This window comes from Amycolatopsis sp. NPDC001319, from assembly GCF_042896185.1.
In the GTDB taxonomy this organism is placed as follows: domain Bacteria; phylum Actinomycetota; class Actinomycetes; order Mycobacteriales; family Pseudonocardiaceae; genus Amycolatopsis.
Genome location: NZ_JBIAWY010000001.1, coordinates 106,865 through 132,988 on the forward strand (window position 1 = coordinate 106,865; position 26,124 = coordinate 132,988).

23 protein-coding genes are annotated in these 26,124 nt (G+C 70.4%); 12 read left to right on the top strand and 11 right to left on the bottom strand.

Annotated features, from left to right (window positions below; all coding sequences use genetic code 11):
* Nucleotides 1-49: 49 nt before the first annotated feature.
* The gene (locus ACFY1H_RS00560) at nucleotides 50-1,195 is read right to left on the bottom strand and encodes a DegT/DnrJ/EryC1/StrS family aminotransferase (protein ID WP_366577161.1); all 1,146 of its coding nucleotides are present in this window, start codon (nucleotides 1,193-1,195) and stop codon (nucleotides 50-52) included.
* Nucleotides 1,196-1,329: 134 nt separating this feature from the next.
* Here ACFY1H_RS00560 and ACFY1H_RS00565 point away from each other — a divergent pair, with 134 nt between their 5' ends.
* From ACFY1H_RS00565 to ACFY1H_RS00580, 4 genes are all read left to right on the top strand, one after another.
* Nucleotides 1,330-4,443: a BTAD domain-containing putative transcriptional regulator gene (locus tag ACFY1H_RS00565; RefSeq protein WP_386943628.1), complete on the top strand. Its 3,114-nt coding sequence runs from the start codon at nucleotides 1,330-1,332 to the stop codon at nucleotides 4,441-4,443.
* 103 nt (nucleotides 4,444-4,546) lie between these two features.
* Complete coding sequence (locus tag ACFY1H_RS00570; protein WP_386943629.1) at nucleotides 4,547-6,073, top strand: MFS transporter; 1,527 nt, start codon at nucleotides 4,547-4,549, stop codon at nucleotides 6,071-6,073.
* A 93-nt stretch (nucleotides 6,074-6,166) separates the two neighbouring features.
* Nucleotides 6,167-7,396, top strand: a complete 1,230-nt coding sequence (lhgO, locus tag ACFY1H_RS00575) for an L-2-hydroxyglutarate oxidase (protein WP_386943631.1) — start codon at nucleotides 6,167-6,169, stop codon at nucleotides 7,394-7,396.
* A 110-nt stretch (nucleotides 7,397-7,506) separates the two neighbouring features.
* Entirely contained in the window at nucleotides 7,507-9,213 is a 1,707-nt protein-coding gene (locus tag ACFY1H_RS00580) for a hypothetical protein (RefSeq protein ID WP_386943633.1), read from the top strand.
* Nucleotides 9,214-9,235: 22 nt separating this feature from the next.
* Here the strand turns inward: ACFY1H_RS00580 and ACFY1H_RS00585 are convergent, their stop codons facing one another.
* A complete protein-coding gene (locus ACFY1H_RS00585) occupies nucleotides 9,236-10,249 on the bottom strand; it encodes a DUF3558 family protein (RefSeq protein ID WP_386943635.1) in 1,014 nt (337 codons plus the stop codon).
* A 115-nt stretch (nucleotides 10,250-10,364) separates the two neighbouring features.
* Nucleotides 10,365-11,636 carry a serine--tRNA ligase gene (serS, locus tag ACFY1H_RS00590; RefSeq protein WP_366577151.1) on the bottom strand — a complete coding sequence of 424 codons (1,272 nt, stop codon included), beginning with the start codon at nucleotides 11,634-11,636 and terminating at the stop codon, nucleotides 10,365-10,367.
* A gap of 166 nt (nucleotides 11,637-11,802) precedes the next feature.
* Between serS and ACFY1H_RS00595 the strand changes: the two genes are divergently transcribed.
* Complete coding sequence (locus tag ACFY1H_RS00595) at nucleotides 11,803-13,095, top strand: aspartate aminotransferase family protein (RefSeq protein ID WP_386943637.1); 1,293 nt, start codon at nucleotides 11,803-11,805, stop codon at nucleotides 13,093-13,095.
* Nucleotides 13,096-13,191: 96 nt separating this feature from the next.
* Here the strand turns inward: ACFY1H_RS00595 and ACFY1H_RS00600 are convergent, their stop codons facing one another.
* The 4 genes from ACFY1H_RS00600 to ACFY1H_RS00615 are packed head-to-tail and all read right to left on the bottom strand — an operon-like array spanning nucleotide 13,192 to nucleotide 16,371.
* Nucleotides 13,192-14,097, bottom strand: a complete 906-nt coding sequence (locus ACFY1H_RS00600; RefSeq protein WP_366577148.1) for a haloalkane dehalogenase — start codon at nucleotides 14,095-14,097, stop codon at nucleotides 13,192-13,194.
* Nucleotides 14,098-14,135: 38 nt separating this feature from the next.
* Nucleotides 14,136-14,588, bottom strand: a complete 453-nt coding sequence (locus ACFY1H_RS00605; protein WP_364043855.1) for a DUF350 domain-containing protein — start codon at nucleotides 14,586-14,588, stop codon at nucleotides 14,136-14,138.
* A gap of 55 nt (nucleotides 14,589-14,643) precedes the next feature.
* The gene (locus ACFY1H_RS00610) at nucleotides 14,644-15,810 is read right to left on the bottom strand and encodes a glutathionylspermidine synthase family protein (protein ID WP_386943639.1); all 1,167 of its coding nucleotides are present in this window, start codon (nucleotides 15,808-15,810) and stop codon (nucleotides 14,644-14,646) included.
* Nucleotides 15,811-16,371 (bottom strand): hypothetical protein, encoded by a 561-nt coding sequence (locus ACFY1H_RS00615; RefSeq protein WP_386943641.1) that lies wholly within the window; start codon nucleotides 16,369-16,371, stop codon nucleotides 15,811-15,813. It lies immediately after the preceding gene.
* Nucleotides 16,372-16,538: 167 nt separating this feature from the next.
* On the opposite strand from ACFY1H_RS00615, the gene ACFY1H_RS00620 reads away from it, so the two are divergent.
* The 3 genes from ACFY1H_RS00620 to ACFY1H_RS00630 all read left to right on the top strand — a co-directional run bounded on the left by ACFY1H_RS00620 (nucleotide 16,539) and on the right by ACFY1H_RS00630 (nucleotide 18,892).
* Nucleotides 16,539-17,543 (top strand): septum formation family protein, encoded by a 1,005-nt coding sequence (locus tag ACFY1H_RS00620; RefSeq protein WP_366577143.1) that lies wholly within the window; start codon nucleotides 16,539-16,541, stop codon nucleotides 17,541-17,543.
* 1 nt (nucleotide 17,544) lies between these two features.
* On the top strand, nucleotides 17,545-17,895 hold the full coding sequence (locus ACFY1H_RS00625; protein ID WP_366577141.1) for a metallopeptidase family protein: 351 nt from the start codon (nucleotides 17,545-17,547) through the stop codon (nucleotides 17,893-17,895).
* A gap of 502 nt (nucleotides 17,896-18,397) precedes the next feature.
* Complete coding sequence (locus tag ACFY1H_RS00630; RefSeq protein WP_366577139.1) at nucleotides 18,398-18,892, top strand: hypothetical protein; 495 nt, start codon at nucleotides 18,398-18,400, stop codon at nucleotides 18,890-18,892.
* A 4-nt stretch (nucleotides 18,893-18,896) separates the two neighbouring features.
* Here the strand turns inward: ACFY1H_RS00630 and ACFY1H_RS00635 are convergent, their stop codons facing one another.
* Nucleotides 18,897-19,547: a DUF4232 domain-containing protein gene (locus tag ACFY1H_RS00635; RefSeq protein WP_386943644.1), complete on the bottom strand. Its 651-nt coding sequence runs from the start codon at nucleotides 19,545-19,547 to the stop codon at nucleotides 18,897-18,899.
* A gap of 157 nt (nucleotides 19,548-19,704) precedes the next feature.
* On the opposite strand from ACFY1H_RS00635, the gene tenA reads away from it, so the two are divergent.
* Nucleotides 19,705-20,331: a thiaminase II gene (gene tenA / locus ACFY1H_RS00640; protein ID WP_386943645.1), complete on the top strand. Its 627-nt coding sequence runs from the start codon at nucleotides 19,705-19,707 to the stop codon at nucleotides 20,329-20,331.
* Between the two features lie 117 nt (nucleotides 20,332-20,448).
* Here tenA and ACFY1H_RS00645 read toward each other — a convergent pair whose 3' ends face one another.
* A complete protein-coding gene (locus ACFY1H_RS00645; protein ID WP_386943647.1) occupies nucleotides 20,449-21,063 on the bottom strand; it encodes a histidine phosphatase family protein in 615 nt (204 codons plus the stop codon).
* On the bottom strand, nucleotides 21,060-21,965 hold the full coding sequence (gene pheA, locus ACFY1H_RS00650) for a prephenate dehydratase (protein WP_366577131.1): 906 nt from the start codon (nucleotides 21,963-21,965) through the stop codon (nucleotides 21,060-21,062). The genes ACFY1H_RS00645 and pheA overlap by 4 nt, the downstream gene beginning before the upstream one ends.
* Nucleotides 21,966-22,063: 98 nt before the next feature.
* Here pheA and ACFY1H_RS00655 point away from each other — a divergent pair, with 98 nt between their 5' ends.
* From ACFY1H_RS00655 to ACFY1H_RS00665, 3 genes are all read left to right on the top strand, one after another.
* Nucleotides 22,064-22,696, top strand: a complete 633-nt coding sequence (locus tag ACFY1H_RS00655; protein ID WP_366577130.1) for a macro domain-containing protein — start codon at nucleotides 22,064-22,066, stop codon at nucleotides 22,694-22,696.
* 139 nt (nucleotides 22,697-22,835) lie between these two features.
* Nucleotides 22,836-23,768 (top strand): type I pantothenate kinase, encoded by a 933-nt coding sequence (gene coaA, locus ACFY1H_RS00660; protein WP_366577128.1) that lies wholly within the window; start codon nucleotides 22,836-22,838, stop codon nucleotides 23,766-23,768.
* Between the two features lie 194 nt (nucleotides 23,769-23,962).
* Complete coding sequence (locus tag ACFY1H_RS00665; RefSeq protein ID WP_386943651.1) at nucleotides 23,963-24,139, top strand: hypothetical protein; 177 nt, start codon at nucleotides 23,963-23,965, stop codon at nucleotides 24,137-24,139.
* A gap of 265 nt (nucleotides 24,140-24,404) precedes the next feature.
* Here the strand turns inward: ACFY1H_RS00665 and ACFY1H_RS00670 are convergent, their stop codons facing one another.
* Nucleotides 24,405-25,976, bottom strand: coding sequence for a hypothetical protein (locus tag ACFY1H_RS00670; RefSeq protein WP_386943652.1), 1,572 nt, complete (start codon nucleotides 25,974-25,976; stop codon nucleotides 24,405-24,407).
* Nucleotides 25,977-26,124: the final 148 nt, after the last annotated feature.

Here is a 26,124-nt window from a genome sequence, read left to right on the forward strand (position 1 = left end):
CGGTCTCTCCTCGGTCGGCGGTGTCTTCGGCGGTCACGGTCTTCGGGCTTCAGCTGAGGGCGTTGACGGCTTCGCGCACGGTCGTCACCACGCGATCCACCTCGGCTTCGGTCAGCTCCGCGTGCATCGGGATCGCCAGCTGCCGGCGGAACGCGTCAGCCGAGACAGGCAGCGGCTGCTGCTCGCCGTATACCGGCTGAAGGTGTGAAGCGTACGTCCCGAAGTTGCACTGCACGCCCTGCTCACGGATGCGCAGCGCCAGCGCGTCGCGGCTGACCTCGGGCGCGACGGTGAGCAGGTAGGCCTGCCACGGGTGCTCTCGGTCGGGCAGCTCGGCGGGCGCGGTCAGCGCGTCGACGTCGGCGAACGCCTCGTGGTAGCGCTTCGCCACGGACCGGCGGGCAGCGAGCAGGTCGGGCAGCCGGTCGAGCTGCACGCCCATGATGGCGGCCTGGATGTCCGACAGGCGGAAATTCCAGCCCAGCTCGTGGAACTCGGGGACCGGCAGCGTGCCCGAGCCCTCGCGGCTGATGGCCGGCTCGATGCCGTAGGTGTGCATCTTGCGCGCGTGGGCGATGAGGTCTTCGCGGTTCGACACGAGCGCGCCGCCCTCGCCCGCGGTGATGCCCTTGCGGCCGTGGAAGGAGAACGCGGCGAGGTCGGCGAGGCTGCCGGCCGGGCGCGTCTTGTAGGTGGCGCCGGCCGAGCAGGCGGCGTCCTCGAACAGCCACAGGCCGTGTTTGTCGGCGATGGCCCGGTACTCGTCGAAGTCGCCCGGCAGACCGGCGACGTCCACGGCGAGGATGCCGACCGTGCGCGGCGTGATCAGGGCTTCGATCGCGGCCGGGTCGGCGCTGAAAATGTCGGGCCGGATGTCGGCGAACACGGGCTTGCCGCCGGCCTGCAGCACGGCGTGGCCGGTGGCGGGGAACGTGTAGTCGCCGACGATGACCTCGTCGCCCGGCTGCACGCCCAGCACCTTGAGGCCGAGGAACAGCGCGGCGCCGCAGCTGCTGGTGGTCAGGGCGTGCGTGGTGCCCGTGACCTGCGCGAACCGCTCCTCGAAGCGGCGGCACGCGGGACCGGCGCCGGCGAGCCAGCCCGAGCGGAACACCTCGGCGACCGCCGCCAGCTCCTCCTCGCCGACCGTCGGCCGTCCGAGCAGCACCTGTTGGTCGGCCGGTTGTCCAGACATCCCCACTCCAGTTTGTTCCTCGCGCCACCACGCGTTGCGCAAGCTCGCCCCGAAGTGTAGAGACGCGCTCCGCCGAGCCGGGCGTGGGGACGAAACCTGCCGGTAACGGGCGCGCGAGCGCCTAGTCTTGCCGCATGCGGATCGGGGTTCTGGGGGCGGTCACGGCGTGGGACGCCGCGGGCGAGCCGGTCGTCGTCGGGGGTCCCCGGGTGCGGGCGCTGCTGGCGCAGCTCGCGCTGGAGGCGGGCCGGTTCGTGCCGGCGGAGCGGCTCATCGACGGCCTCTACGGCGAAGAACCGCCGGACGGCGCGGCCAACGCGCTGCAGTCCCAGGTGTCACGGCTGCGCAGCGCGTTGAAGACGGTGGCGCCGGTGGAGTTCACGGGCGCGGGCTACCGGCTCGTGGTGGAACCCGACGAGGTCGACGTCCACCGGTTCGAGCGGTTGGCCGGCGACGGGCGGCGCGAGCTGGCGGCAGCCGACGCCACGCGCGCGAGCGACCTGCTCGGTGAAGCGTTGGCGTTGTGGCGCGGGCCGGCGTTCGCCGACGTGACCGAAGCGCCCTTCGCGGCAACGCAGACAACGCGTCTTGAAGAGCTGCGAGCGGACGCGGCGAGCGACCGCGTCGACGCCGAGATCACGCTGGGCCGCGCGGCGGAGGTGCTCGACGAGCTGCGGGCGGCCGTCGTCGCCGCGCCGCTGCGCGAGCGTTCGCGCACCCAGCTCGTGCGGGCGCTGCACGCGGCGGGCCGTTCGGCCGAGGCGCTGGCGGCGTTCGAGGACGCGCGCCGCACCCTGGCCGACGAGCTCGGCGCCGACCCCGGACCCGAGCTGGCCGAGGCGCACCTGGCCGCGTTGCGCAGCGAGCCGCCAGCCGCGTCTTCGCCGTTGCCCGCGCAGCTGACCAGCTTCGTGGGCCGCGACGGCGAGCTGCGGCAGGTCGGCGAGCTGCTGCGGCACGCGCGGCTGGTGACGTTGCTGGGGCCGGGCGGCACCGGGAAGACACGGCTGGCCGTGGAGGTCGCGGCGGCGCACGCCGGGTCGGCGGCGTTCGTGGAGCTGGCGCCGCACGTCGCGGACGACGTGGGACAGGCCGTGCTGAGTGCGCTGGGCCTGCGCGAAGGTGCGTCGCCGCTGCGGGGTTCGGGCGGGCAGGACCCGGTGGACCGGCTGGTGTCGGCGTTGCGCGACCAATCGACGTTGCTGGTGCTGGACAACTGCGAGCACGTGGTCGACGCGGCCGCGCGGCTGCTCGCGCGCCTGCTGCCCGCGTGCCCCGGCCTGCGCGTGCTCGCGACGAGCCGGGAGCCACTCGGCATCACCGGTGAGCAGCTGGCACCCGTACCGCGGCTCGCGGTGCCGCCGCCGGGCACGCCCGCGGCCGAGGCGCTGGGGTTCCCGGCCGTACGGCTGTTCGCCGATCGAGCCGCCGCGAGCGACCCGGCTTTCCGCGTGGACGAGGACACGATCGGCGACGTCCAGCACATCTGCGCGGCGCTCGACGGCCTGCCGCTCGCACTGGAGCTGGCGGCGGCGCGGGTGCGGACGCTGCCCGTCGGCGAGATCGCCGCCCGGCTGGACAACCGCTTCCACCTGCTCGCGCGGGGCAGCCGCACGGCCGAGACGCGGCACCGTTCGCTGCGCGGCGTCGTCGAGTGGAGCTGGGAGCTGCTGGACGACGACGAACGCCGGCTCGCGCGCCGGCTCACCGTGTTCTCCGGCGGGGCGACGCTGGCGGCGGCCGAGCTCGTCTGCGATGTGCCGGACACCGTCGACCTGTTGCCGGGACTGGCGGACAAGTCACTGGTCGAGACCACGGGCGACTGCTATCGCATGCTGGAGACGATCCGCGCGTTCTGCGCGGAGAAGCTCGCGGGCGCGGGCGAAACGGCGCGGTTCGAGGCGGCACACGCGTCGGCCTTCCTGCGGCTGGCCGAGGAAGCCGACCCGTTGCTGCGCACCGCCGACCAGCTGCGCTGGCTCGACCGGCTCGACGCGGAGTACGACAACCTCGTCGCCGCGCTGCGGTGGTCGACGGACGCGGACCTGCCCACGGCGTTGCGGCTGACGGCCGCGCTGGCCACGTACTGGTGGATGCGCGGCCGGCGCTACGAGGGCGCGATGCTGTCGCTGGAGGTCGTGAAGCGCTGCGGCCCGGTGGCTCCCGAGGGGTACGAGGAGCAGTTCCTCATGTGCGTGCTCAACGCGATGTCCGGCGCCCCGGGCCACGACGCGACGCTGCCGTATCAGTCCACAGTGGAGCGTTATGCGCTCGATGTCGCCTGGGCGCCAAGGCATCCGACACTGAGCCTGCTACTGGGCGTGGTGATCGGCCCGCCCGCCGACGAGGAGACGCTCTTCACCCGCAGCAGCATCATGGCCGGTGGCGACCCGTGGAGCAGCGCACTCGTGCCGATGGGCTCCGGCCTGCGCGCGATGCTGACCGGCGACCTCGACGAGGCCGAGACGAAGCTGCGCGAGGGCGAGTCCCGCTACCGTGCCCTCGGCGAACGCTGGGGCCTGTCGATGTCGCTCGACCACCTGTCGCAGCTGCTCACCTGGCGCGGCCGCTGGGACGAGGCCATGGCCGCCATGACCGAGTCCATGGACCTCATGCAGCAACTCGGCGCGGCCGACGACTACGCCGACCTGCTCTGCCGCCGCGCCGACAGCCGCGCCCTCCGCGGCGACGTCACCGGCGCCCGCGAGGACTACTCACGCGTGATCTCGCTGGCCCGGCGCTCGGGCATGCCGGAGACGCGCGCTTCGGGCTACGTCGGCCTGGCGGCTCTGGCCCGCCGCGACGGGGACTTGGCGGGGGCCCGTTCGCTGGCGGAGCGCGCGTTGGCCGAGTGCACCAGCGGCTCCTTCTCGGTCGCCGCCGTCCGCGGCGCGGCAACCATCGCGCTGGGCTGGGTCTCCGTCGCGTCGGGCCACGCCTCGGAAGCCCGCGCCCTCATGCGCGAAGCCGTGGAGGCGGCGCACCAGTGGCAGGACAGCACCGTGCTGGCCTCGGCCCTGGAGTGCGTCGCGGGCGCGGCGTTGCTGGACGGCCACGCCGAGGAAGCCGCCCTGCTGCTCGGCGCCGCCGTCGCCGCCCGCGGCACGGAAGTCGCGGGCCAACCGGACGTCGCCGAAGTGGCCGACCGGGCCCGCGCATTGCTGGGCACGGACTACGACCGGTACTACGCCAGCGGCCGGGAGCTTCCGGTGCAGAAAGCATTGACGGCGGCGGGGATCGCTCCTTAACCCCTTGCTGACCTGCACTGTCAGCCATGGTGCGTCGTTCGTGCGTGAGTCGTCAGTGGGGCTCGGCAGCGTGAGGGCCAGGAGCGAACCACGGAGGCCCACCATGACCATCACCGCCGCATCGACCGCGCCGGCGAGAACGCTGACGCCAATGCGCAAAGCCGCCATCATCGGTGTCTGCGTGCTCGTGCAGATACTCACGGCCGTCGACCTGACGGTGCTGCACCTGGCGATCCCGGCGTTGTCCGAGTCGCTGCGGCCGACGACCACGCAGGCGCTCTGGATCGCCGACGGGTACGGGTTCGCGTTGGCCGGGCTGCTGATCACGGCGGGCAACGTCGGGGACCGCATCGGGCGGAAGAAGCTGTTGCTCGCCGGCGCGGCCGTGTTCGGGCTGGTGTCGGTGGCCACCGCGTACGCGCCTAGTGCCGAGTTGCTGATCGGGCTGCGGATTCTGCTCGGCGCGAGCGCGGCGACGCTGATGCCGTCGACGCTGTCGATCCTTCGCAACACCTTCACCGGCAAGGAACGCACGGCGGCGATCGGTGTGTCGAGCGGGCTGACGATCCTCGGGTTCGGCCTCGGCCCGCTCATCGGCGGCGCGCTGCTGAGCCACTTCTGGTGGGGTTCGGTGTTCCTGATCAACGTGCCGGTGGTGATCGTGCTGATCGCGGTCGGGATCTTCGTGCTGCCGGAGTCGCGCAACCCCGCGCCCGGGCGGCTGGACGGCGTCAGTGTCGCGCTGTCGCTCGTCGGCATCCTCGGCGTGGTCTACACCATCAAGGAGATCGCGTACGAAGGCCTGAACCACTGGGACGTCTACGCGGCGGCGATCCTCGGCGTCGGCAGCCTGCTCGTGTTCGTGCTGCGCCAGCCGCGGCTGCCCGAGCCGCTGATGGACCTGCGGCTGTTCCGCAACCGCGCCTTCTCCGCGACGGTCGTGACCACCGTGCTCGCCATGTTCGCACAGCTGGCGGTGAGCGTGATCTCCACGCAGTACTTCCAGCTCGTCAACGGGTGGTCGCCCCTGAAGTCGGGGCTGGCGGGCCTGCCGGGCATGGGCGGCGCGCTGATCGGCGGCACGCTCGGCGCCGTGCTGATCAAGTCGCTCGGCCGGGCCGGCACGGTCACGCTCGGCTGCCTGGCCTCCGCGATCGGGTTCGCCCTCTACAGCCGCACGGACGTCGGCACGGCGTATCCGTACCTAGTGGTGACGATGGTGGTCTTCGGCATCGGTCTCGCGCTGATCCTCACCGTCGCGACGGACACCGTGCTCGGTGTCGTCCCGAAGCACCGCGCCGGCGCCGCGTCGGCCATCTCCGAGACGGCCACGGAGCTCGGCGGCGCGCTGGGCATCGCGGTGCTCGGCAGCGTGCTCGGCTCGCTGTACCGCCAGGGCCTGCCCGCGGACGTCCCGGCGCCGGCCCGCGAGACGCTGGCCGGCGCGGCGCAGATGTCCGCGCAGCTCCCGGCCGGTCCCGGGGCGCAGCTGCTGCACACAGCGCAGCACGCATTCATCGGCGGCCTGCAGGTCACGATGCTCGGCGCCGCGGGCCTGATGGTGCTGGTCGCGGGCGTGGCGTGGTTCGCGCTGCGCGGGGTGCCGAAGGTGCTGGACGAGGCCGAATAGACCACGCTCCGGTCCGCGGTGGGCGGAGGTCCACTTCGGACCGGAGTTCGTCAACGGGTCACCTGATCCGTGAAAAACCGCACTTCAGACCACTTGGGGCTACGCAAGCGACGCCCAGGTCGCGTAGCCTTTCCGTCCGTGCGTAACGTCGTGGTGATCGGTGGCGGAATCGTCGGCCTGGCCGTGGCCTGGGAGCTCTCCCGGCGGGGGCAGGACGTCACGGTGCTCGAGAAGGAGAGCCGCTGGGCGGCGCACCAGACGGGGCACAACTCCAACGTGGTGCACGCCGGCCTCTACTACAAGCCGGGCTCGTTCAAGGCGCGGATGTCCGTGGCCGGCAATCGGTCCATTGTGGACTTCGCCCGGCAGTACGGCGTGCCCGTGGAGGTGTGCGGGAAGCTCGTGGTGGCCACGAGCGAGTCGGAGCTGCCGGCCCTGAACACCCTCGCCGAGCGCGCCGAGGCCAACGGCGTGCCGGCCAAGAAGGTCACCCCCGCCGAGGCGCGCGAGTACGAGCCCGAGGTGGCGTGCGTCGGCGCGCTGCGCGTGGAGTCGACGGGCATCATCGACTTCCCGGCCGTCTGCGCCGCGCTCGTGCGCCTGCTCGACGAGGCCGACGCGGACCTGCGGCTCGACACCGAGGTCCTCGGCATCCGCCCCGGCGCCCACGGCGGGGTGGAGGTCGCCACCGCCACGGAGGTCATCCACGCCGACGCGCTCGTGAACTGCGCGGGCCTGCAGTCCGACCGCGTGGCCGAGCTGGCCGGCGTCACCCCGAGCGCGCGCATCGTGCCCTTCCGCGGCGAGTACTACGAGCTCAAGCCCGAGCGTCGCCACCTCGTGCGCGGCCTCATCTACCCCGTGCCCGACCCAACGCTGCCGTTCCTCGGCGTGCACCTCACGCGGATGCTCGACGGCAGCGTGCACGCCGGCCCCAACGCCGTGCTCGCGCTGCGCCGCGAGGGCTACCGCTGGGCCGACGTGTCGGTGAAGGACCTCGCCGACGTCGCCCGCTTCCCCGGCGCGTGGCGGCTGGCGCGCAAGTACGCGTTTCCGACGGGGCTGGAAGAGGTGCTGCGCTCGTTCTCCAAGAAGCGCTTCGCCGCCAGCCTCGCCCGGCTCGTGCCCGCCGTGACGGAGGACGACATCGTCCGCCACGGCTCCGGCGTGCGGGCCCAGGCGCTGCGTCCCGACGGCTCGCTCGTCGACGACTTCCTCATCGAGACCGCACGCGACCAGGTTCACGTGCTCAACGCCCCGAGCCCCGCGGCGACGAGCGCGCTGGAGATCGCGAAGCACATCGCCGACCAGGTAGCCGCCTGAGCTGCGCGAACAAGTTCGCGGAAAGTTTTTGGGATTTCCGTGAACCGTCCGGCCCCCTCGTTCCGTGTGTTGGCCGCACGCGGAAGATCACGCTGGAGGTCCCGGAAGCCATGAACCACAACGCCTCGCACTTCGGTGAGCCGGCCACGACGTTCCTGAAGCCGAACAGCGGCCAGGGCCCGGCGGACCTGGGCCGCGTGGTTCAGGCGGTGGCCCGCCCCGGTTCGGCCCGGCCGCTGCGGGTCGACGTGGCCGGCGGTGGCCCGGTCGGGCTGATCTTCGCGTGCACGCTGCGCTCGATGCTGGGCGACAAGGTCAAGATCCGCGTGTTCGACCGCCGCTGGATGCGGCGTGACGGCCGCATCGCCTGGCAGGGCACGGCGGAGGGCAACAACCGTCGCGAGCAGGTCGTCACGCTGCAGAGCAACGTGTGGGGCCAGCTGCCGATGCTCGTGCGGCGCCGCCTGTTCACCCCCGGCAACTACTCGGAGATGTGGCCCCTCGGCCCCGACTCCCCCACGCACCGCGGCCGCCCGCGCAACATCAAGGTCCGCTGGATCGAAGACTGCCTGCTGGAGATGGCGCAGGACTTCTACGGCATCGAGCTCATCCCCGAGCCGTACGCGCAGCCGAAGACCTGGGACGGCCTCGACGTGCTCGCCATCTGCGACGGCGCGCGCTCGAAGACTCGGGAAGACCTCAAGGACGCGTTCGGCCCTTCGAGCCGCGACCTCTACTCCGTGGGCGGGGAGCCGCTCGACGAGACCGTGCTCGGCATCCGCATCAAGGGGAAGGTGCCCGACGAGCACACCGTGCCGCTCACCGTGTGCCAGAACCGCTTCCTGTTCAACTCGCTCGGCGGCGGCTTCATCAACATGCGCCTCACCGCCGAGGAGGCCTCGGAAGTCCTGGCCTACGGCGAGAACGGCCCGGTTCCGTGCATCGGCAAGTTCGGGTGCACCATGCGCCCGGACGGCGACAAGTTCGTGTGCGACCGCCACCGCTCGGTGTTCAAGCCGTCGGTGGACAAGCTGTCGTTCCTGTGGCCGCGCATCGCCGACGGGGTGAAGTTCTTCGGCGCGACGATGGCCGACATCGTGGGCATCACGTCGTTCAAGCTGGGCATGAAGCAGAACCCGAAGTTCACCGCGCAGCTCGCACCGTCCACGTACGCGTTCCTGCTCGGCGACGCGGCCAACTCGCTGCACTTCTGGCCGGGCCGCGGCCTCAACACCGGCGTGAAGAGTGTGCAGTCGCTCGCCGCGAACCTCGCGTCGCGCTGGGCCGGGCGGGCGTTCCGCGCCGCCGACTTCGCGCCGCACGAGGGCCTGATGCAGCAGCTGCAGTACCGCGAGAAGTCGCGCGCCTGGACGACGATGCTGATCCCCGACGAGAACGGCCTGCCGCGCGGCATCGAGGACCGGATCCGCGCCGGCCTGACCAGCAAGGAAGACCGCCAGGCGCTGGCCGACACGCTGTACAAGCGGCTGCTGGCCGTGAAGTCCCGGCTGGAGGGCCGCATGGGCGCCCTGGCCGACGACGCCTGGTACCGCTCGCGCATCAACTCGCTCGACGTGAAGACGCTGGGCGTGATGGTCGAGTCCGGCGCCTGGATCACCCGCGAGATCGGCGGCGACGAAGTGGCGGTGAACATCGAGGTGGCGCCTACCGACACCAACGCCTCGGAGCCGACGCGCCGCGCCCCGTCGCCCCAGCGGCCGGCCCGCTCCGCGTCGCGCAACATCCCCGCGTCACGCAACATCCCGGTGGCGCGCACCGCCCCGGCCGGGCCGCGCCGCCCCGCCGGCGTGTCCTGACACGACAGTCCACTCAGGACGGTCAGGCCGGGAGGTTCCCCGACACCAGGGGAACTCCCGCCTTGACCGCGTCGCACGCCTTCGAGGGGTCGTCGAGGTACCCGGACACGATCTGGATCGACGACGTCGGAGTGACGGCCAGCCCGGCGCCGCAGTTGACGCCGCCGGAGTCGTTGAAGTTGGCGAAGATCGACCAGTGGTGACCGTTGGCGTCGATGGTCGAGACCGGCGGCACGTCCATGCCGGGCCACTGCGTCATCGGCAGGTCGGGGCCGAGCCACACCTCGAAGGCCTTCTGGCCGCGGTCGCCGTCGGTGTCGTCCCACAGGCAGAACACCGCGTTGGGCACGACGCTGGAGCTCTGCTTCTCGCCCTGCGGCGCCACGTGCAACGACGCGGCCTGGTCGGGCTTCAGCAGCGTGCACGGGTCCAGGCCCACCAGCGGCCCACTCGGCGGCGCCGCACTGCTCGGCGCCGTCGGCGTGATCTGCGGCGCGGGCTGCCCGCCCGGCAGGTGCGCGGCAACCTGCGGCACCGCCTGCTTCGCCGCGTCACACGCCTTGGTCTCGTCCGGGTTGGACACGCTCACGAACGCATACGACTTCGGGCCGAGCGTGGTGTAGAGGTCGCAGCTGCCAGGGATGAACGAGCCGTAGCGCGTCCACTGGAACCCACCGGACGCGAAGGGCGGCGCCTTCACGACGGCACCCTGGAGGTAGTCGTCCAGCGGCTGGTCCACCGACCAACCGACGGTGAGGATGGTCAGCGCCGCACTGTCGTCCTTGCTGTTCCACAGGCACATCGCGGGCGTGCGCAGCTTCTCGCTCGCCGCCTGCCCCTTGCCGGGCCCCCGATAGCCCAGCGCGTCGGCCTGCTGCTGGTCGACCAGCGAACACGCGTCCACAACCTGCTGCACCGGCCCCTGCCCCGGCACCGGCCCCGCGACGCCCCCGACCCGCACCGTGCACCCGGCCACCACCACGGCCACCCCGGCCACGGCCACGGCCACGGCCGCCCGGACTCCCCTGAACCCCATCGGCGTTTCCTCCTCGCGCCCGAACCCTAGCGGCCGCACCGGGCTCGCACCGGCTATCCGGAGAAACGGCAACGGCCGGGACCCCGCAGGGTCCCGGCCGCGTAAAACACGCCGATCAGCGCTTCTTCAGCGGCTCCAGCACCTCGCGCCCGCCGACGAAGGGGCGCAGGGCTTCGGGCACGCGCACCGAGCCGTCGGCCTGCTGGTGGTTCTCCATGATCGCGACGATCCAGCGCGTGGTGGCCAGCGTGCCGTTGAGGGTGGCGGCGATCTGGGGCTTGCCGTTGTCGTCGCGGTAGCGCACGGACAGGCGGCGGGCCTGGAAGGTGGTGCAGTTGGACGTGGACGTCAGCTCGCGGTAGGTCTCCTGCGTGGGCACCCAGGCCTCGCAGTCGAACTTGCGGTGGGCGGACGTGCCGAGGTCGCCCGTGGCCGTGTCGATGACGCGGTAGGGCACCTCGATCTTGGCGAGCATCTGCTCTTCCCAGCCGAGCAGGCGCTCGTGTTCGGCCTCGGCCTCGGCGGGCGTCGTGTAGACGAACATCTCGACCTTGTCGAACTGGTGCACGCGGATGATGCCGCGGGTGTCCTTGCCGTACGAGCCGGCCTCGCGGCGGTAGCACGACGACCAGCCGGCGTAGCGGCGCGCGCCGTCGCCGAGCTCGAGGATCTCGTCGGCGTGGAAGCCCGCCAGCGGGACCTCGGAGGTGCCCACCAGGTACAGGTCGTCGTCGCGCAGGCGGTAGACCTCCGACGCGTGGGCGCCGAGGAAACCGGTACCGGCCATGATCTCCGGACGCACGAGCGAGGGCGTGATCATCGGCGTGAAGCCGTTTTCCAGCGCCTGCGCGATGGCCATGTTGAGCAGCCCGAGCTGCAGCTGCGCGCCGACGCCGGACAGGAAGTAGAACCGCGAGCCCGACACCTTGGCGCCGCGCTCCATGTCGACGGCGCCGAGGCCCTCCATGAGGTCCAGGTGGTCGCGCGGCTCGAAGTCGAACTTCGTGGGTTCGCCGACGGTCTTGAGCACGGTGAAGTCGTCTTCGCCGCCGACGGGCGCGTCGGGGTGCACGAGGTTCGGCACGGTGCGGAAGAGCTGGTCGAACTCCTCCGACGCCTCCGTCTGCTCGACCTCGGCGGCCTTGACCTGCGCGGACAGCTCCTTGGCGCGCGCGAGCAACGAGGCCTTCTCCTCGGGAGCGGCCTTCGGGACGAGCTTGCTCACGGACTTCTGCTCGGCCCGCAGCTTGTCGGCGTTGGCGATCGCGGAGCGGCGGCGGGAGTCGAAGCCGAGCAGCTTGTCGACCACTCCTTCGTCCTCACCACGGGCACGCTGCGACGCGCGCACGGCTTCCGGGTCTTCGCGCAGAGTCCTGGGGTCAATCACGGAAGAAAGGGTAGTCGCAGGCCAGCAGGCCCCTCGACGCGGTTTGCCCTTCGTCGTCCACGGACAAACTGTGCGGCCCTCGTCGCAGGACGGAGCAGTCTGATCGTTGTCGCCCGTTTCCGGCGCTGCCCATACTCCGAAGAGGCCGAGACGGATGGAGAACGACATGACCGACGAGCTGCTCGCCCGGCACCGGGCGGTGTTGCCGTCCTGGATGGCGCTGTTCTACGACGAGCCGATCGAGATCGTCCACGCGCAGGACCGGCGGGTGACCGACTCCAACGGGCGCACGTACCTCGACTTCTTCGCCGGCGTGCTCACCAACTCCATGGGCTACGACGTCGCCGAGATCAGCGACGCCGTGCGCAAGCAGCTCGACACCGGCGTGCTGCACACGTCCACGCTGTACCTGATCCGTGCGCAGGTGGAGCTCGCCGAGCGGATCGCCGCGCTGTCGGGCATCCCGGACGCGAAGGTCTTCTTCACCAACTCCGGCAGCGAGGCCAACGACACCGCGCTGATGCTCGCCACGCAGTTCCGCGGCAGCAACCAGGTCCTGGCGATGCGCAACTCGTACCACGGCCGTTCCTTCGGCACGATCGCCATCACGGGCAACCGCGGCTGGTCCGCTTCGTCGCTTTCGCCGGTGAAGGTCAACTACGTGCACGGCGGCTACCGCTACCGCAGCCCGTTCCGCGACCTGTCGGACGCCGCGTACATCGACGCCTGCGTGGCCGACCTCGTCGACATCCTCGAGACGGCCACCTCCGGCGACGTCGCCTGCCTGGTCGCCGAGCCGATCCAGGGCGTCGGCGGCTTCAGCCTGCCGCCGGACGGCCTGTTCAAGGCCATGAAGGAGGTGCTGGATTCCTACGGGATCCTGTTCGTCTCCGACGAGGTCCAGACCGGCTGGGGCCGCACGGGCTCGCACTTCTGGGGCATCCAGTCCCACGACGTCGTGCCCGACCTCATGACCTTCGCGAAGGGCCTCGGCAACGGCCTGGCCATCGGCGGCGTCGTCGGCCGCGGCGACGTCGTGGACGCCATCAACGCCCAGTCCATCTCGACCTTCGGCGGCAACCCCGTCGCCATGGCCGGCGCGACGGCCGTGCTGGACTACATCAAGGACCACGACCTGCAGGCCAACTGTGCGGCCCGCGGCTCCCAGCTGCTGTCCGGCTTGCGCGCCACCTCGAACCCGCTGATCGGCGAGGTCCGCGGCAAGGGCCTGATGGTCGGCATCGAACTCGTCCAGCCCGGCACCACCACCCCACACCCGGCGGCCGCCAAGCAGATGCTGGAGGAAACCCGCGCCCGCGGCCTCCTCATCGGCAAGGGCGGCCTGCACAACAACGTCCTGCGCCTGGGCCCCCCGATGACCCTGACGGAAGCCGAGGCCCAGGAAGGCCTGGGCATCCTGGTGGACGCACTGGCGGCCACCCACGCCGCCTTGTCGTGACCCAAGCACCCCAATGTGGCGTTCGTTGCGCTCAACGCACCGAACGCCGCATTGGGTGCGCTCAACGCAACCAATGCCGCATTGGGGTGTTCCGGCTCAGCCGCGCACGAAGCGCGCGACCTGTTCCGCCAGTTCCTCACCCGCGTCTTCCTGCAGGAAGTGCCCCGCTCCCGCGATCACCGGGTGCGTGCGGCCGGCCGCGCCCGGCATCGTGCGCTGCAGGATCGGTCCCATCGCGCCCGTGATCGGGTCGCCGTCGGAGAACGCGACGAGGAACGGCAAGTCCAGCGAGGACAACGTCTTCCACGCCGCCCGGTTGGCGTCCGAAGCCGGGTTGTCCGGCCGGTACGGCACCAGGCCCGGCATGGCCCGCGGGCCGGCCTTGTACATCTCGTTCGGGAACGGCGCGTCGTAAGCCGCGCGGACCTCGGAGGACAACACAGACCGGCAACCGGACTGGATGAACCGCCCGATGTCCAGCACCTGCGCGTTCTCCACGGCCGCACGGAACTGGTGCCACACCTCAGGCATGTCCTGATCACCCGTCGGCAGCCCGGTGTTCGCCGCGACAACGCCGGCGAACCGCGAAGGGTTCTCCGCCACCAGGCGCAGCCCGATCAGCCCGCCCCAGTCCTGGCCGACCAAGGTCACGTCACGCAGGTCCAGCGCGTCGAAGGCGAAGCCCCGCATCCACGACACGTGCCGCGCATACGTGTGGTCCACGATGTCGCCCGGCTTGTCCGACCGGCCGAACCCCACAAGATCCGGCGCGATCGCGCGCAGGCCCGCGGAAGCGAGCACCGGCAGCATCTTGCGGTACAGGTACGACCAGCTCGGCTCGCCGTGCAGGAGCAGCACGGGCGGTCCGTCGGCGGGGCCGGCCTCGACGTAGCCGACTCTGATCAGGCCGCCGTCGGGGTCGGCGAGCTCCGCGTACTGCGGCTCGTAGGGGAACTCGGGCAGGTCCGCAAACCGGTCTTCCGGCGTCCTGAGCAGTCGCACGGTTCCACGCTAGTAGGAACGGGACCGCAAAGCAGCACTCAGGAAATGCCGACCGCGACCACGAGGCCCAGCGCCAGGTGCGCGGCGGCGACGACGATGCTCGCCGGCGCGAACTTCTCGCTCTCGATCGTGGAGCCGACGTCGATGCGGGTGGCCCACTCGAGCAGCCGCACGGCGATCACCTGGACGATGATGCCGAGCAGGCCGTAGACCAGCGACGTGATCAGGCCCTCGGTGAGGTCGCTCGCCGAGTTGAAGATCGCGACGACCACGATGAACGCCATCGACAGCAGCCCGGATGCGGTCACGATCACCGCGTTGGGCAGGCCGCGGTGCACGAGCTGTGAGAGCTTGCCCGGGGTCGTCCAGTCGATCGCCCAGAAGCCGGCGAACATCAAAAGCAGGCCGACGACGCCGTACAACAGGATCGCGCCGATCCCGCGCAGCAGGTCGGAGCCGAACGTGTCGGACAGCGCAAGGGTCGTGGTCACAGCGGTCTCCCAGAACGATCAGTGCTAACCGTGCAGATCAGGCGGGGAGGTTGTATCACGACTCGGGGATGCGGTGCGGGACGAACGCGGCACCGTCGTCGGTGACCAGCCCGCTCGTCTCGCGGATCCCCAGCCCGGCGGACGAGTCCCCGACGATCCACGCGCCGAGCGCCGGCCGGTAGCCGTCGAACTCGGGCAGCGGGTCGAACGCCTGGTAGACGTAGCCCTCGGCGCCGTAGACGCCGTCGGTCTGGGTCTCGTAGCCGGTGGCCACGATCTGCACGTTGGCGCCCTCGCGGCCCAGCTTCGGCTTGCGCACGTACTCCGTGAGCAGGCCCGGGTCGTCGGTGAACGCGGGCAGCAGGTTCGGGTGCCCGGGGTAGTTCTCCCACAACACGGCCAGCAGCGCCTTGTTCGACAGCAGCATCTTCCACAGCGGCTCGACCCACAGCGTGCGCGGCATCGTCTCCACGGCGAAGCGGCCGAACTCCTCGTCGACCACCCATTCCCACGGGTAGAGCTTCACGACCGTGGACATCTGCGCTTCTTCGAGGTCCACGAAGCGCTTGAGCACCGGGTCCCAGCCGATCTCCTCGATCGAGAGCCCCACGGTGTCGAGCCCGGCCTCCGCGGCCGTCTCCTGCAGGTACGCGGTGGTCACGTGGTCCTCACCGGAAGGATCGGCCGAGGACCAGGTGAAGTGCAGCTCGTTGGACGGCAGCTTGTCGCCGATCTCGCGCCAGCGCTCGACGAGCTTCTCGTGGATGGAGTTCCACTGGTCGTCGTTCTCGAAGACGGTCGTCTTCCAGTGCCACTGCAGCACCGACGCCTCGAGCAGCGTGGTGGGCGTGTCCGCGTTGTACTCCAGCAGCTTGGCCGGCGACTTGCCGTCGTAGCGCAGGTCGAAGCGGCCGTAGACGTGCGGGTCCTGTCGCTTCCACGACTCGGCGATGTGCGGCCACACCCACTCCGGGATGCCGAACCGCCGATAGCCCTCGGTGGTCACGACGTTGTCCACGGCCTCCAGGCACATGGAGTGCAGCAGCTCGACGTCGGCTTCGAGCGAGAGGACCTCGTCCATGTCGAAGACGTAGTGCACCGACTCGTCCCAGTACGGGCGGGCCTTGCCCGAGCCGTCGCGCGCCGGGGTGCCGTAGACGAGGCCCTGGTCCTCGACGATCCGCTGCCAGTCCCGCCGCGGCTCGCTCCGGTCCCGATACACCTACGAGCCCCCGCTCTTGCCGGTGCCGCCCGTGCCGCCGGACGTGCCCGTCTTGCCACTGATTCCGAAACCACCGCGTTGCACCGATTTGCCCGACTTCGTCGAGACGTTTGTGTTCCCCGACGGCGCGGTGAAGGTGCCGCCGGCAACGCGCTGGCCGATGGTGCCGGTGCCGCCGTAGTTGTAGCGGTAGCTGTTGAAGCCACCGCCCACGAGCGGGATGATCCAGAAGCCGCCGCTCTGGTAGCCGTGCTGGCTGGTGACGTAGCTCTCGTCGCAGAACTGGTCGTTCTGGATCACGCCGTTGGCGTCCGTGCACACGGCGGTCTCGTTGGTCGGCTTGGCGACCGTGTAGAACGTCGCGACCAGGCCGGCCAGGCCGACGGTGACACCGCTGCCGATGAGGATCTTGCGCTTGGTCGCGGCCTTCTGGTCGGCCTTGCGCGCGGCTTCGGCGGCCTCGGCCTCCTCGCGTTCCTGGTCCGCGATCGCCTGCCGGCGGGCGCGCTGCTCGGCGAGCGAGGGCTCCCTCGGCGTGGTGCTCTCGTTCTGGAACCGCATGGATCCGCGCGGAGTCGGCTCCGTTGGCGGCTCTTGGGGTGGCTGGGCCCCGTTGCTGTCGTCCTGCGTCATCTGCGCTCCGTAATCCCCCGGCACCGCGAAGTCTCTTCCCACACTAACGACCCGGGACGCGCACGGCTCGTGCGGCGCGGGCATCATGGGTATCGATGTCTCCCGACGCCGAGCGGTTCCACTCGCCACTGCAGACCCTGACCACCCGCGTGGTGATGGCCGGGGTGTTCCTGGGTGCCGTGATCGCACTGGGGCTGTCCGTCGCGTTCTCGTGGACGGACTCCTTCGCGGGTGGCGCCGGTGGCGGTGAAGGCAAGCTGTCGGCCGCGGCCCAGGAGGCGTTCCAGTCGCCGCCGGGCAGCTGCCTGACCTGGAGCGCACCGGACGCGTCCGACGTGCGCAAGGTCCCCTGCACCCAGTCGCACCTGTTCGAGGTGACGGGCCTGGCAGACGTCGGCGCGCAGTACAACGCCGAGGCGCCGTTCCCGAACCTCGACCAGTGGCAGCAGATCGCGCAGACGAAGTGCAACGCCGACGTGACGCCGTACCTCGGGCACCCGCTCGACCCGTACGGCAAGCTCACCACGAACCTGCTGCGCCCCAGCGCCGACCAGTGGGCCGACGGCGACCGCCAGCTCCGCTGCGGCCTGCAGTGGGCCGGCCCCGGCGGCGCCCTGCAGCCCACCACCGGCCCGGCGAAGACGCAGGACCAGTCGGCGGTCTGGGCGCCCGGCACCTGCCTCGCTCTCGTGGGCAAGGGCGTGGGCGACCCGATCGACTGCAGCCGCCCCCACTCGTACGAGATCATCGCGACGCTCGACCTGGCCACCCAGTTCAAGGACGGCTACCCGGACCAGGACAAGCAGGACAAGTGGCTCGACACCGAATGCCACAAGGCCGCCGACGACTACACCGGCAAGGCCGACCTCAGCGCCAAGAAACTCATCCTCGGCTGGGACCTGCGCGAGCAGGAAAGCTGGGACGCCGGCTCCACCAAGGTCAACTGCAAGGTCGCCGCCCCCCTCGGCGACAACAGCGGCTTCGTCGCCGTCACCGGCAGCGTCAAGGACAACGCCGGCCAGCCCGACGCCGCCGGCCCACCCTCCGACAACGGCGGCGGCCAGAGCAGCGCCCCACCCACCAGCACCGGGTCCCGCTGACATGCCGGTCGAAATGACCCGCGCGCGCTTCGAGGAGCTCGTGTCCGAGGCCCTGGACCAGGTCCCACCCCAGTTCGCCGAGGCGGTGGACAACGTGGTCGTCCTGGTCGAGGAGTTCAACGACGAGTCCCCCACCATCCTGGGCCTCTACCACGGCGTCGCCCTCACCCGCCGCACCACGAACTACGCCGGCGTCCTGCCCGACCGCATCTCCATCTACCGCCGCCCCATCCTGTGGATGTGCTCCACCGAGGCCGAGGTCGTCGACCAGGTCCTCATCACCGTCATGCACGAACTGGGCCACTACTTCGGCCTGGACGACGACCGCCTCCACGAACTCGGCTGGGGCTGACCCCCGCACCCAACGCGGCATTCGTTGCGCTCAACGCACCCAACGCCACATTGGGGCGCTCCTTGCCCCACTCACCCCCGGCCGCCTACCCAAACCGAGCGCACCACTCACCCCACGCGGCCCTTGCCCCCACTCACCCGCCACCCGGCACCCCAACCCAACCCCCCCACACACACCTCCCCGAACCCTTCCCCCACCCAGCCCCCCGATTCTTTTCCCACAACACGGTAGGGATCGGCTTGTCAAGGCACGCTTTCCCGCCTTGACAAGCCGATCCCTACCGTCGTGACAATCAAAAATCGGGGTTCCCGCCACCCCCACCCCCGGCAATGGTGCGCTCCGCGCGCCGAGCCGACACCAACCCGACAGCAACCCACCAGCACCCGCCACCCACCCCAGATGACGAATCAGCTTCAACCCCCGAACTACTCCATCGAGAGCAGTGCCCACCGACGATTTTGGTGCTGAAATAGCACATCACCCGGCCGGCGGGAGGACGTGAATGACCGCACTCGACACCCCACCCCTGCCGGACGACGACCGCCGGACTCCCCAAGTCGACAAAGCCGAGACCGCCGACCCCCAGGACACCCCGGCACCACCCGGAAACTCCCGAAGACCCCTAGTCCTGGCCGCCACCGCAGGATTCACCATCGGAATCCTGATCACCGGCCTCCTCTGGGGCCTCTCCGGCCAACGCGGCGGCGCCAACGTCGACGCAGCAGCCGCCTGCGACGCCTTCGCCCGCGCCGGCCACCTCCCCGACACGACCAGCGGCTACGACCCCGCCGCCTTCACCCGCCTGTCCGACGACTCCGCCCACCGCATCACCGCGGCCTACGAACTCGCCCAGGCCGCAGCCGCCTTCGACGGCCAGTACCAGCCCCTGGCCCAAAGCCTCGCCGGCGTCAACGGAATGGTCCTGTCCGGCCGCTTCGACAGCCGATCCGGACAGGACGACATCATCCGCATCCAGCAACTCTGCGCGAGAGGCTAGGAACTCAGGCCCGCCGCACCGTCTTCACCGCGAGCTGGTTGCCGGGCAGCTTGTCCCCGGCACACCCCGTCCCCGGGTCGGGCAGGAACTTCGACGCCGTCTCCTGCGGCAGGTACACCCGCAGGCCCTTCACCGCCGTCGGCTTGCACACCGCCGGGTCGAAGTTCGCGACCTGCGCGAACTGCACGTCCGCGGCCGCCGACTGACCAGGCTGCAGCTTGATCGCGTCACCCTTCGTTCCCTCGCGGAAAGCGGACAGGCCGACCTGGTGCCCGTCGTCGCCGGTCACGTAGGAGACGCCGGGGAAGCCCTGGATCGTGCAGGACTTGCCGCTGGAGTTCTTGATCAGGATCGGCCGGTAGACCGAGCCCGCGCCCGCGTCGCCCTGGCCGAGGGAGAGCGTGACGTCGCCGGCCTTGCACAGGCCGTTGTCCACCGGTCGGCCGGACGCCGGCGTGCTGTCCGAAGAGGACTCGGACGAGCTGGCCGTGGGCGCCGGTGACGTGTCGGACGTGCTGGCCGAGGTGTCGGAACTCGGCGTGTTGCTCGCGGTCGGCGTGGTTCCGCTACCACAAGCCGACAACAGCAGGGCGCCGGACGCGCCCAACGCAGCAAGAAAGACCAAGGGAATCCGTGGTTTTGTCGTGCTTACCATTTCACTTGCCTCCCCGTGCTGGGTAACCACCGTTCAGTGGACGTGCGACCTCCGCACCGGGTTGCGCCGGCATCGTGAACTCTTCACCAGACGGAAGGCGATCATGACGGGCTTTTCTCACCAGGCATGGCAACACACGGTGAAACTACAACACGCCATGTCGGTCCACCCGTTCAACGAAGAGCTCGCGACCGGCACTTTGTCGCGCGAGCGATTCCAGTTCTACCTGGTCCAGGACGCGCGTTACCTCGTCGGCTTCGGCCGCGCGCTGGCGGCCGCGGCGGCCAAGGCACCGGAGGTCGACGACGTCGCCTTCCTCGCCGGAGCCGCGCGTGACGCCATCGTGATCGAGCGCGAGATGCACGAGAGCTACTTCAAGTGGTTCCGGCTCTCGGAGACCGATCTGGCCGACATCGAGACGTCGCCGACGTGTGTCGCGTACTCGTCGTTCCTGCTGGCCACGGCCCACACGGGCAGCTACGGCGAGCTCCTCGCGGCGCTGCTGCCGTGCTTCTGGGTGTACCAGAGCGTGGGCGCCGGGATCCTCGCGCGACAGTCGCCCGAAACCGACAATCCGTACCGGCCGTGGATCGACACGTACGCGGGCGACGAGTTCGAAGCGACCGTCCGCACGGGCCGCGACGCCCTCGACCGCGCCGCCGACGCCGCGGGCGAGGCGACGCGCGAAAAAATGCTCGCCGCTTTCACCCGGGCGTGTGAGTACGAGTGGATGTTCTGGGACAGCGCCTACCGCCAGGAAGGCTGGCCTGTGTTTTCTGCCTAGGCTCCGCCTAGGCGCGCGAGATCGCCTCAAGCCAACCTCTTCCCTCCCAATGTGCCCGGCCCGGGGGGCCAGACACATCGTGAGGGAAGAGATCGGCGCGATCTCGCCTCGTGGTTGCTATAGGGGCGTATCGACCCACGTCAGGCAGCGCCAGCCGTCAGGCTGGGCCTCCAGCTCGACAACGCCCGTGTTCGGGATCAACGCGCTGCTCGCCAGGTCGGCGGGGACGTTCGGCGCCAGGAACTCCGCGCCGAGCCGGATCGCGCCACCGTGGCTGACCAGGACGACGATGCCGTCCGGGTCGGTCTGTTCGTGCTTCGCTCGCAGGTCGTCAGCGGCGCCGACCATGCGGGCCCGCACCTGGGCGCCCGACTCGCCGCCGGGGATGGCGGCGTCGAGGTCGCCCTCGGTCCAGCGCTTGGCCGTCTCGAGGTAGGTCCGGATCGACTCGGCGTCGGTGGCGCCTTCGAGGTCGCCCGCGTCCACCTCCTTCACGCCCTCGATCACCTGCACCTCGAGGCCGAGCACCTCGGCCAGCGGCGCGGCCGTCTGCTGCGCGCGCGTGGCCTGCGACGCGTACACGGCCACGATCGGCTCCGCGGCGAGCCGGCCCGCGAGCGCCTTCGCCTGCTCGTGCCCCAGCTCGGTGAGCGGCGGGCCGGGCAGCGCGGTGTCGAGCGCGCCCCTCACGTTGCCGTCGGTCTGGCCGTGGCGGACGAGGAACAGTCTCACGCACCTTCTCCCTTCAACACGGCGTCGACCCAGGCTTGGGCGTCGACGAAGTCCTGGTTGCCCGCGCCGGGCTCGACCGTGGCGGCGACGTCGTCGGCCCGCGGGTGCGAGCCGAGGAACCGCAGGTGGCAGCGGCGGCGCAGCGCGGCCATCGCGGAAACGATCCGCGGCTCGGCGACGTGGCCCTCGAAGTCGATGAAGAAGCGGTACTCGCCGAAGTTGTTGCGGGTCGGGCGGGCGTCGAGGCGCGTGAGGTTGATGCCGCGGCTCGCGAGCTCGGCGAGCAGCTCGGCCAGCGTCCCGGTGCGGTTCACCGCCGCCGCGACGATCGACGTGCGGTCGGCGCCCGTCGGCTCGGGCAGTTCACCGGGGCGGCGGACCAGCAGGAAGCGCGTCTGCGCGTCGGGCACGTCGGCGACGCCCGTGGCCAGCTCCTCCAGCGCGTAGTGCTCGATGGCGACCGGGGCGGACACGGCGGCGTCGTAGGTGCCCTCGACCACGCCGACGGCGGCCGACGCCGTGGACGAGGACGCCACCACGGTCGCGCCGGGCAGGTTCGCCTCGAGCCACTCCCGCACCTGCGCGAGCGCGTGCGGGTGGCTCGCGACGGTGCGGATCTCGCCGCCGCCAGGACGCGTCAGGACGCTGAAGTGGATGGGCAAGATGGTCTCCGCGACGGCGACCAGGGGGTCTCCGTCGCTGAGGCCGTCGAGCGTCGTCGGCACGACGCCCTCCACGGAGTTCTCGATCGGTACGCACGCCGCGTCGGCCGCGCCTTCGCGCACGGCCGTGAGCGCCAGCCGGACGGTCTCGTAGGGGGTCAGGTCCTCGCCCGGCGCGAGCGCACGGGCGGCCTGTTCGGTGAACGTGCCCTGAGGGCCGAAATACGCGATCCGCAACACGACCGCCAGGCTACTTACAACACACGTGTCGGTTTTCACTCGGACAGCCGGTACGCCAACCGGTTACGCCGGGTGGCTTTTTTTGCCATGCTTGAACCGTGACCGCCGAATCGGGCACACACACCGGGCGCGAGGACATCGGCCCGCCGGTTTCGTCCCGGACGCCGGAACTCGTGTTGTGCGCCGTCGATGAACCGCTCGCCGCCGCGTGGACCCACGCCCTCGGCCGCCTCGAAACCGAGGCCGCCGCGGTCCGGGTGCACCGTGGTTCGGTGCTGGACGTCGTCGCCCAGGCCGTGGTGAGCCCCGCCAACTCCTACGGCTGGATGCGCGGCGGGATCGACGCCGTCTACGCGCGCGCGTTCCCGGGTGTGGAGCAGAGCGTGCGCAGCGCGGTCTTGGCTTCGTACGGCGGAGAGCTGCCCATCGGCGAGGCCGTGATCGTGCCCACGGGCGAGGCCGAGCCGGCGTGGTTGATCAGCGCGCCGACCATGCGCGAGCCCGGCGAACGGCTGCCCGCGGACACCGTGCACCCGTACCTCGCGGCGCGCGCGGTGTTCCTGCAGTGGCAGCACGGGATGCTCGAGGAAGGGCCGGTGCGCGAGGTCGTGGACACCATCGCGATGCCCGGCTTGGGCACCGGCGTCGGCGGCGTCGACCCGGCCACGTGCGCGCGCCAGGTGACCGCGGCGTGGGAGGAAGTTTTCGGCCGCCGCCGTAACCCTCGGTGATCGCGCTGGGCAACGGTTCAGACCGCGTGCAGCACATCACAGCGCGTTCACGCGCGGTAGGCCCTACCGTTGATGGAGCGTTACTCGCAAGGTAGTGCCCAGTACGGAGCCAGCGCAGGCGACGGCCGAGGAGTGTGCGATGCCACGGGTCCGTGAACTCAGTCCCTACGTCGAGCTTCACCGGGAACAGTGGCGGGAGCTGCGCAGCTCGACCCCACTGCCCCTCACCGCCGATGAGCTGGTCCGGCTGCGGGGTCTCGGCGAGCAGATCGACCTGGCCGAGGTGGCCGACGTCTACCTGCCGCTGTCGAGGCTCATCAACCTGCAGGTCAAAGCGCGGCAACAGCTGTACGAGGCCACGACCACGTTCCTCGGCGAAGAGTGCGTGAGCACGAAGGTGCCGTACGTGATCGGCGTCGCCGGCAGCGTCGCGGTCGGCAAGTCGACCACGGCCCGCATCCTGCGCACGCTGCTCGCCCGCTGGCCCGACCACCCGCGCGTGGACCTCGTGACCACCGACGGGTTCCTGTACTCCCGCGACGAGCTCACCCGCCGCGGCATCATGCACCGCAAGGGCTTCCCGGAGAGCTACGACCGGCGCGCCCTGCTGCGCTTCGTCACCGAGGTGAAGTCCGGCGCCGAACGCGTATCCGCGCCCGTGTACTCGCACCTCGCGTACGACATCCTGCCCGGCCAGGAACAGGTCGTGGAGCGCCCGGACATCCTCATCATCGAGGGCCTGAACGTCCTGCAGCCCGGCCCCCGCCTGACCGTCTCGGACCTCTTCGACTTCTCCATCTACGTCGACGCGCACACCGACGACATCGAACGCTGGTACGTCGAGCGCTTCCTGAAGCTCCGCCACACCGCCTTCTCCGACCCGGCTTCGCACTTCCACCACTTCGCCGGCCTGGACGACGACGAAGCCCGCGAGGAAGCGCGCCACCTGTGGAGCACCATCAACGAACCGAACCTCATGGAGAACATCAAACCGACCCGCCCGCGCGCCACCCTCGTGCTGCGCAAGGACGCCGACCACTCCATCAACCGCGTGCGCCTGCGCAAGCTCTGACGGCGTCGTTCGACCGCTCTGTCACCCACATAGCCCTCTCCAGCCCCACTTCCTCACCCTCCGCCCTCCGACCTCGGCCGATCGGCCAGTTCGGAGGGCGGCTTCGTAACCAGTTGGCCGATACCGGGCGAGCGTCGTGAAAGCGACCCTGAACAGAAGGGAAATTCGCATCTGACCTGGGAAGGAGGCCCCCGGTGTTCTCAATCGTCCTCACGTGGGTCGGCGCAGTACTCGGACTGGCCCTCTTCGTCGCCATGGCCGCCAGCACCTTCCTGGTCGACCTGGACGAAGCCATGCGCGAACGCCGCCGCAAGGCCGCCACCGCAGCCGCCGCCGTCCCCGCAGTCCCAGGCCAAACCCCAACGGCATAAACGACAAAGCCCCAGCCACACCGGCCGGGGCTTTCTTTTTTGTTTTTTAGCCACCCACACAACCGCACCAGTTCACACACTCACCAGTGCACCCAGACCCACCCCTGCACCTCGATCCCCGCCTTCCACGCGGTCTGGACTATTTGTCAAGGCACGCTTTCCCGCCTTGACAAATAGTCCAGACCGTAGTGACACTAAAAAATCGGGGTGCCGCTCCGCTATTCCCAGCGCAATGATCCGCGCCAGCGGATCGAGCCGCCTGCGATCACTCCACCGCAGTCAACGCCTCCCGATACCCTTCCAAATCATAATCCAACCGATCCTCATCATCCTCAGCCTCTTCCAGCTGCCCCTCCAGCACAGCCACCAACTCCCCCAAAACCTCTTCCCTCGTCAACCCCTTCTCGATCAGCTTCTGAGCCGCCACCCAAACCTCTTCCGGCGAGTCGTCCCAAAGCTGATCCACCACCGACGTCTCCAACGCCAGCCTCAACCCATCCGCGCCATCGAACTCATCATTGGCCAGCGATTCGTGATACTCCGGATGCCCACCGATAACCAGCATCCGCCGCTGCTCCGGATCCGACGGATCCAAATCCGTCAACTCCTCATCCCCGATCACCGTGGACAACTCCGGCACCGCGAACCGTCGCCGCTCCACAACCCCCAAAACCTCTTCAGCGGACTCCGTCCCATCCAGATAATCCGAAACCTCATCCTCTTCGGATTCATCTTCATCGGACAAATACTCCGCCAGGTACTCCTTCACGTCCTCCACGAGAGCAGCCGAAGCAACCTCCGACAACCCATTCCGCGCCGCCGCCCACGAAGCCCACGCCAACACCACCGGCGGCACGAGATCCTCGTCCTCGACCTCGTAGTCCCCACCCAGCAACGACTCCAGGAACCGCGCCAGCTTCTCCGGTCCGACCCGCAACGGATCCGCTGGCTCCGTCCGGCACGCGTGGTCCACCAGCAGCCGCGCCACCGACCGCGCCGCCTCGACGTCCGCGAACGACACCTCCCCGAGGAACTCGTCCACCACCGCGTCGCGTCGCGAATCCGGCCATTCCTCCACCCCACGAGCAGCCGACGGCTCCGGCAACGCCCGTAACCACGCCATCGCCACCGCGTGGAACCGCGTGTAGTCCTCACCGACGTCGGGCTCGTCCATGCCATCCGTCGCGGCGATGCCGTCGAGCAGCAGGCGGTGCGCGTCGGCCGGGTCGACCTTCTCGAGGACCACGAGCTCACCGTCGTCCGCGATCTGCGTGCGCATCTCCGCGAGGACCTCGTGCGGCTCGTCGATCACCACGAGGTCGCGGACGCGGCCGAGCTCGGTGAAGTCGAGCAGCGCCAGCAGGCCGAGCGTCGCGTCGCCGCGGGAGAACGTGCAGAGCAGCGAGGACTCGTCGCCGTAGACGTCGCCGGTCCGCCAGATCTCACCGACCGTGACGCGGCCGACCTCACCGGCCCACTCGGGCTCGGGGATGCCGCGCGAGAGCACGACGGCGAGGGCGTCGGCGGCGGCCGTACGCTCCTCGTCTGTCTCGGCCAGCACCTTCAGCGCGGCCAGCAGCGCTGCGGCGCCGGGCGTGATCTTGCGCTGCGCGAACGCGATGAGCTCCAGGCCCAGCTGCTCGCCGCCCTCGGGCTCGCCCTCGATCGTGAGGTCCCACCACTGCCCGAGCACCTCGGAGGCGAGGAGCTCGACGTCGAACGGACCGGGCTCCACCGCGACGGTGGAGAAGTCCCGGAGGACGTCCTTGAACAGGCCGTTCACGCTCGGCGTGGCGGGCTGGGGGGTCTTCTTGCGGGCGCGGCTCACCGGACTCATGCGGAACATCGTTGCATCGCTGGTGCGCGCGTGAATCCGCGGGACGCGCGGCCGCGGTGGCCCCGGGCGCGGTATCCGCCGCCGGCCAGGGAGCCGGCTGCGAAGAGGGACCACCGCGACGTCGCGGAAAAGAGCTACGTGCGAGGTG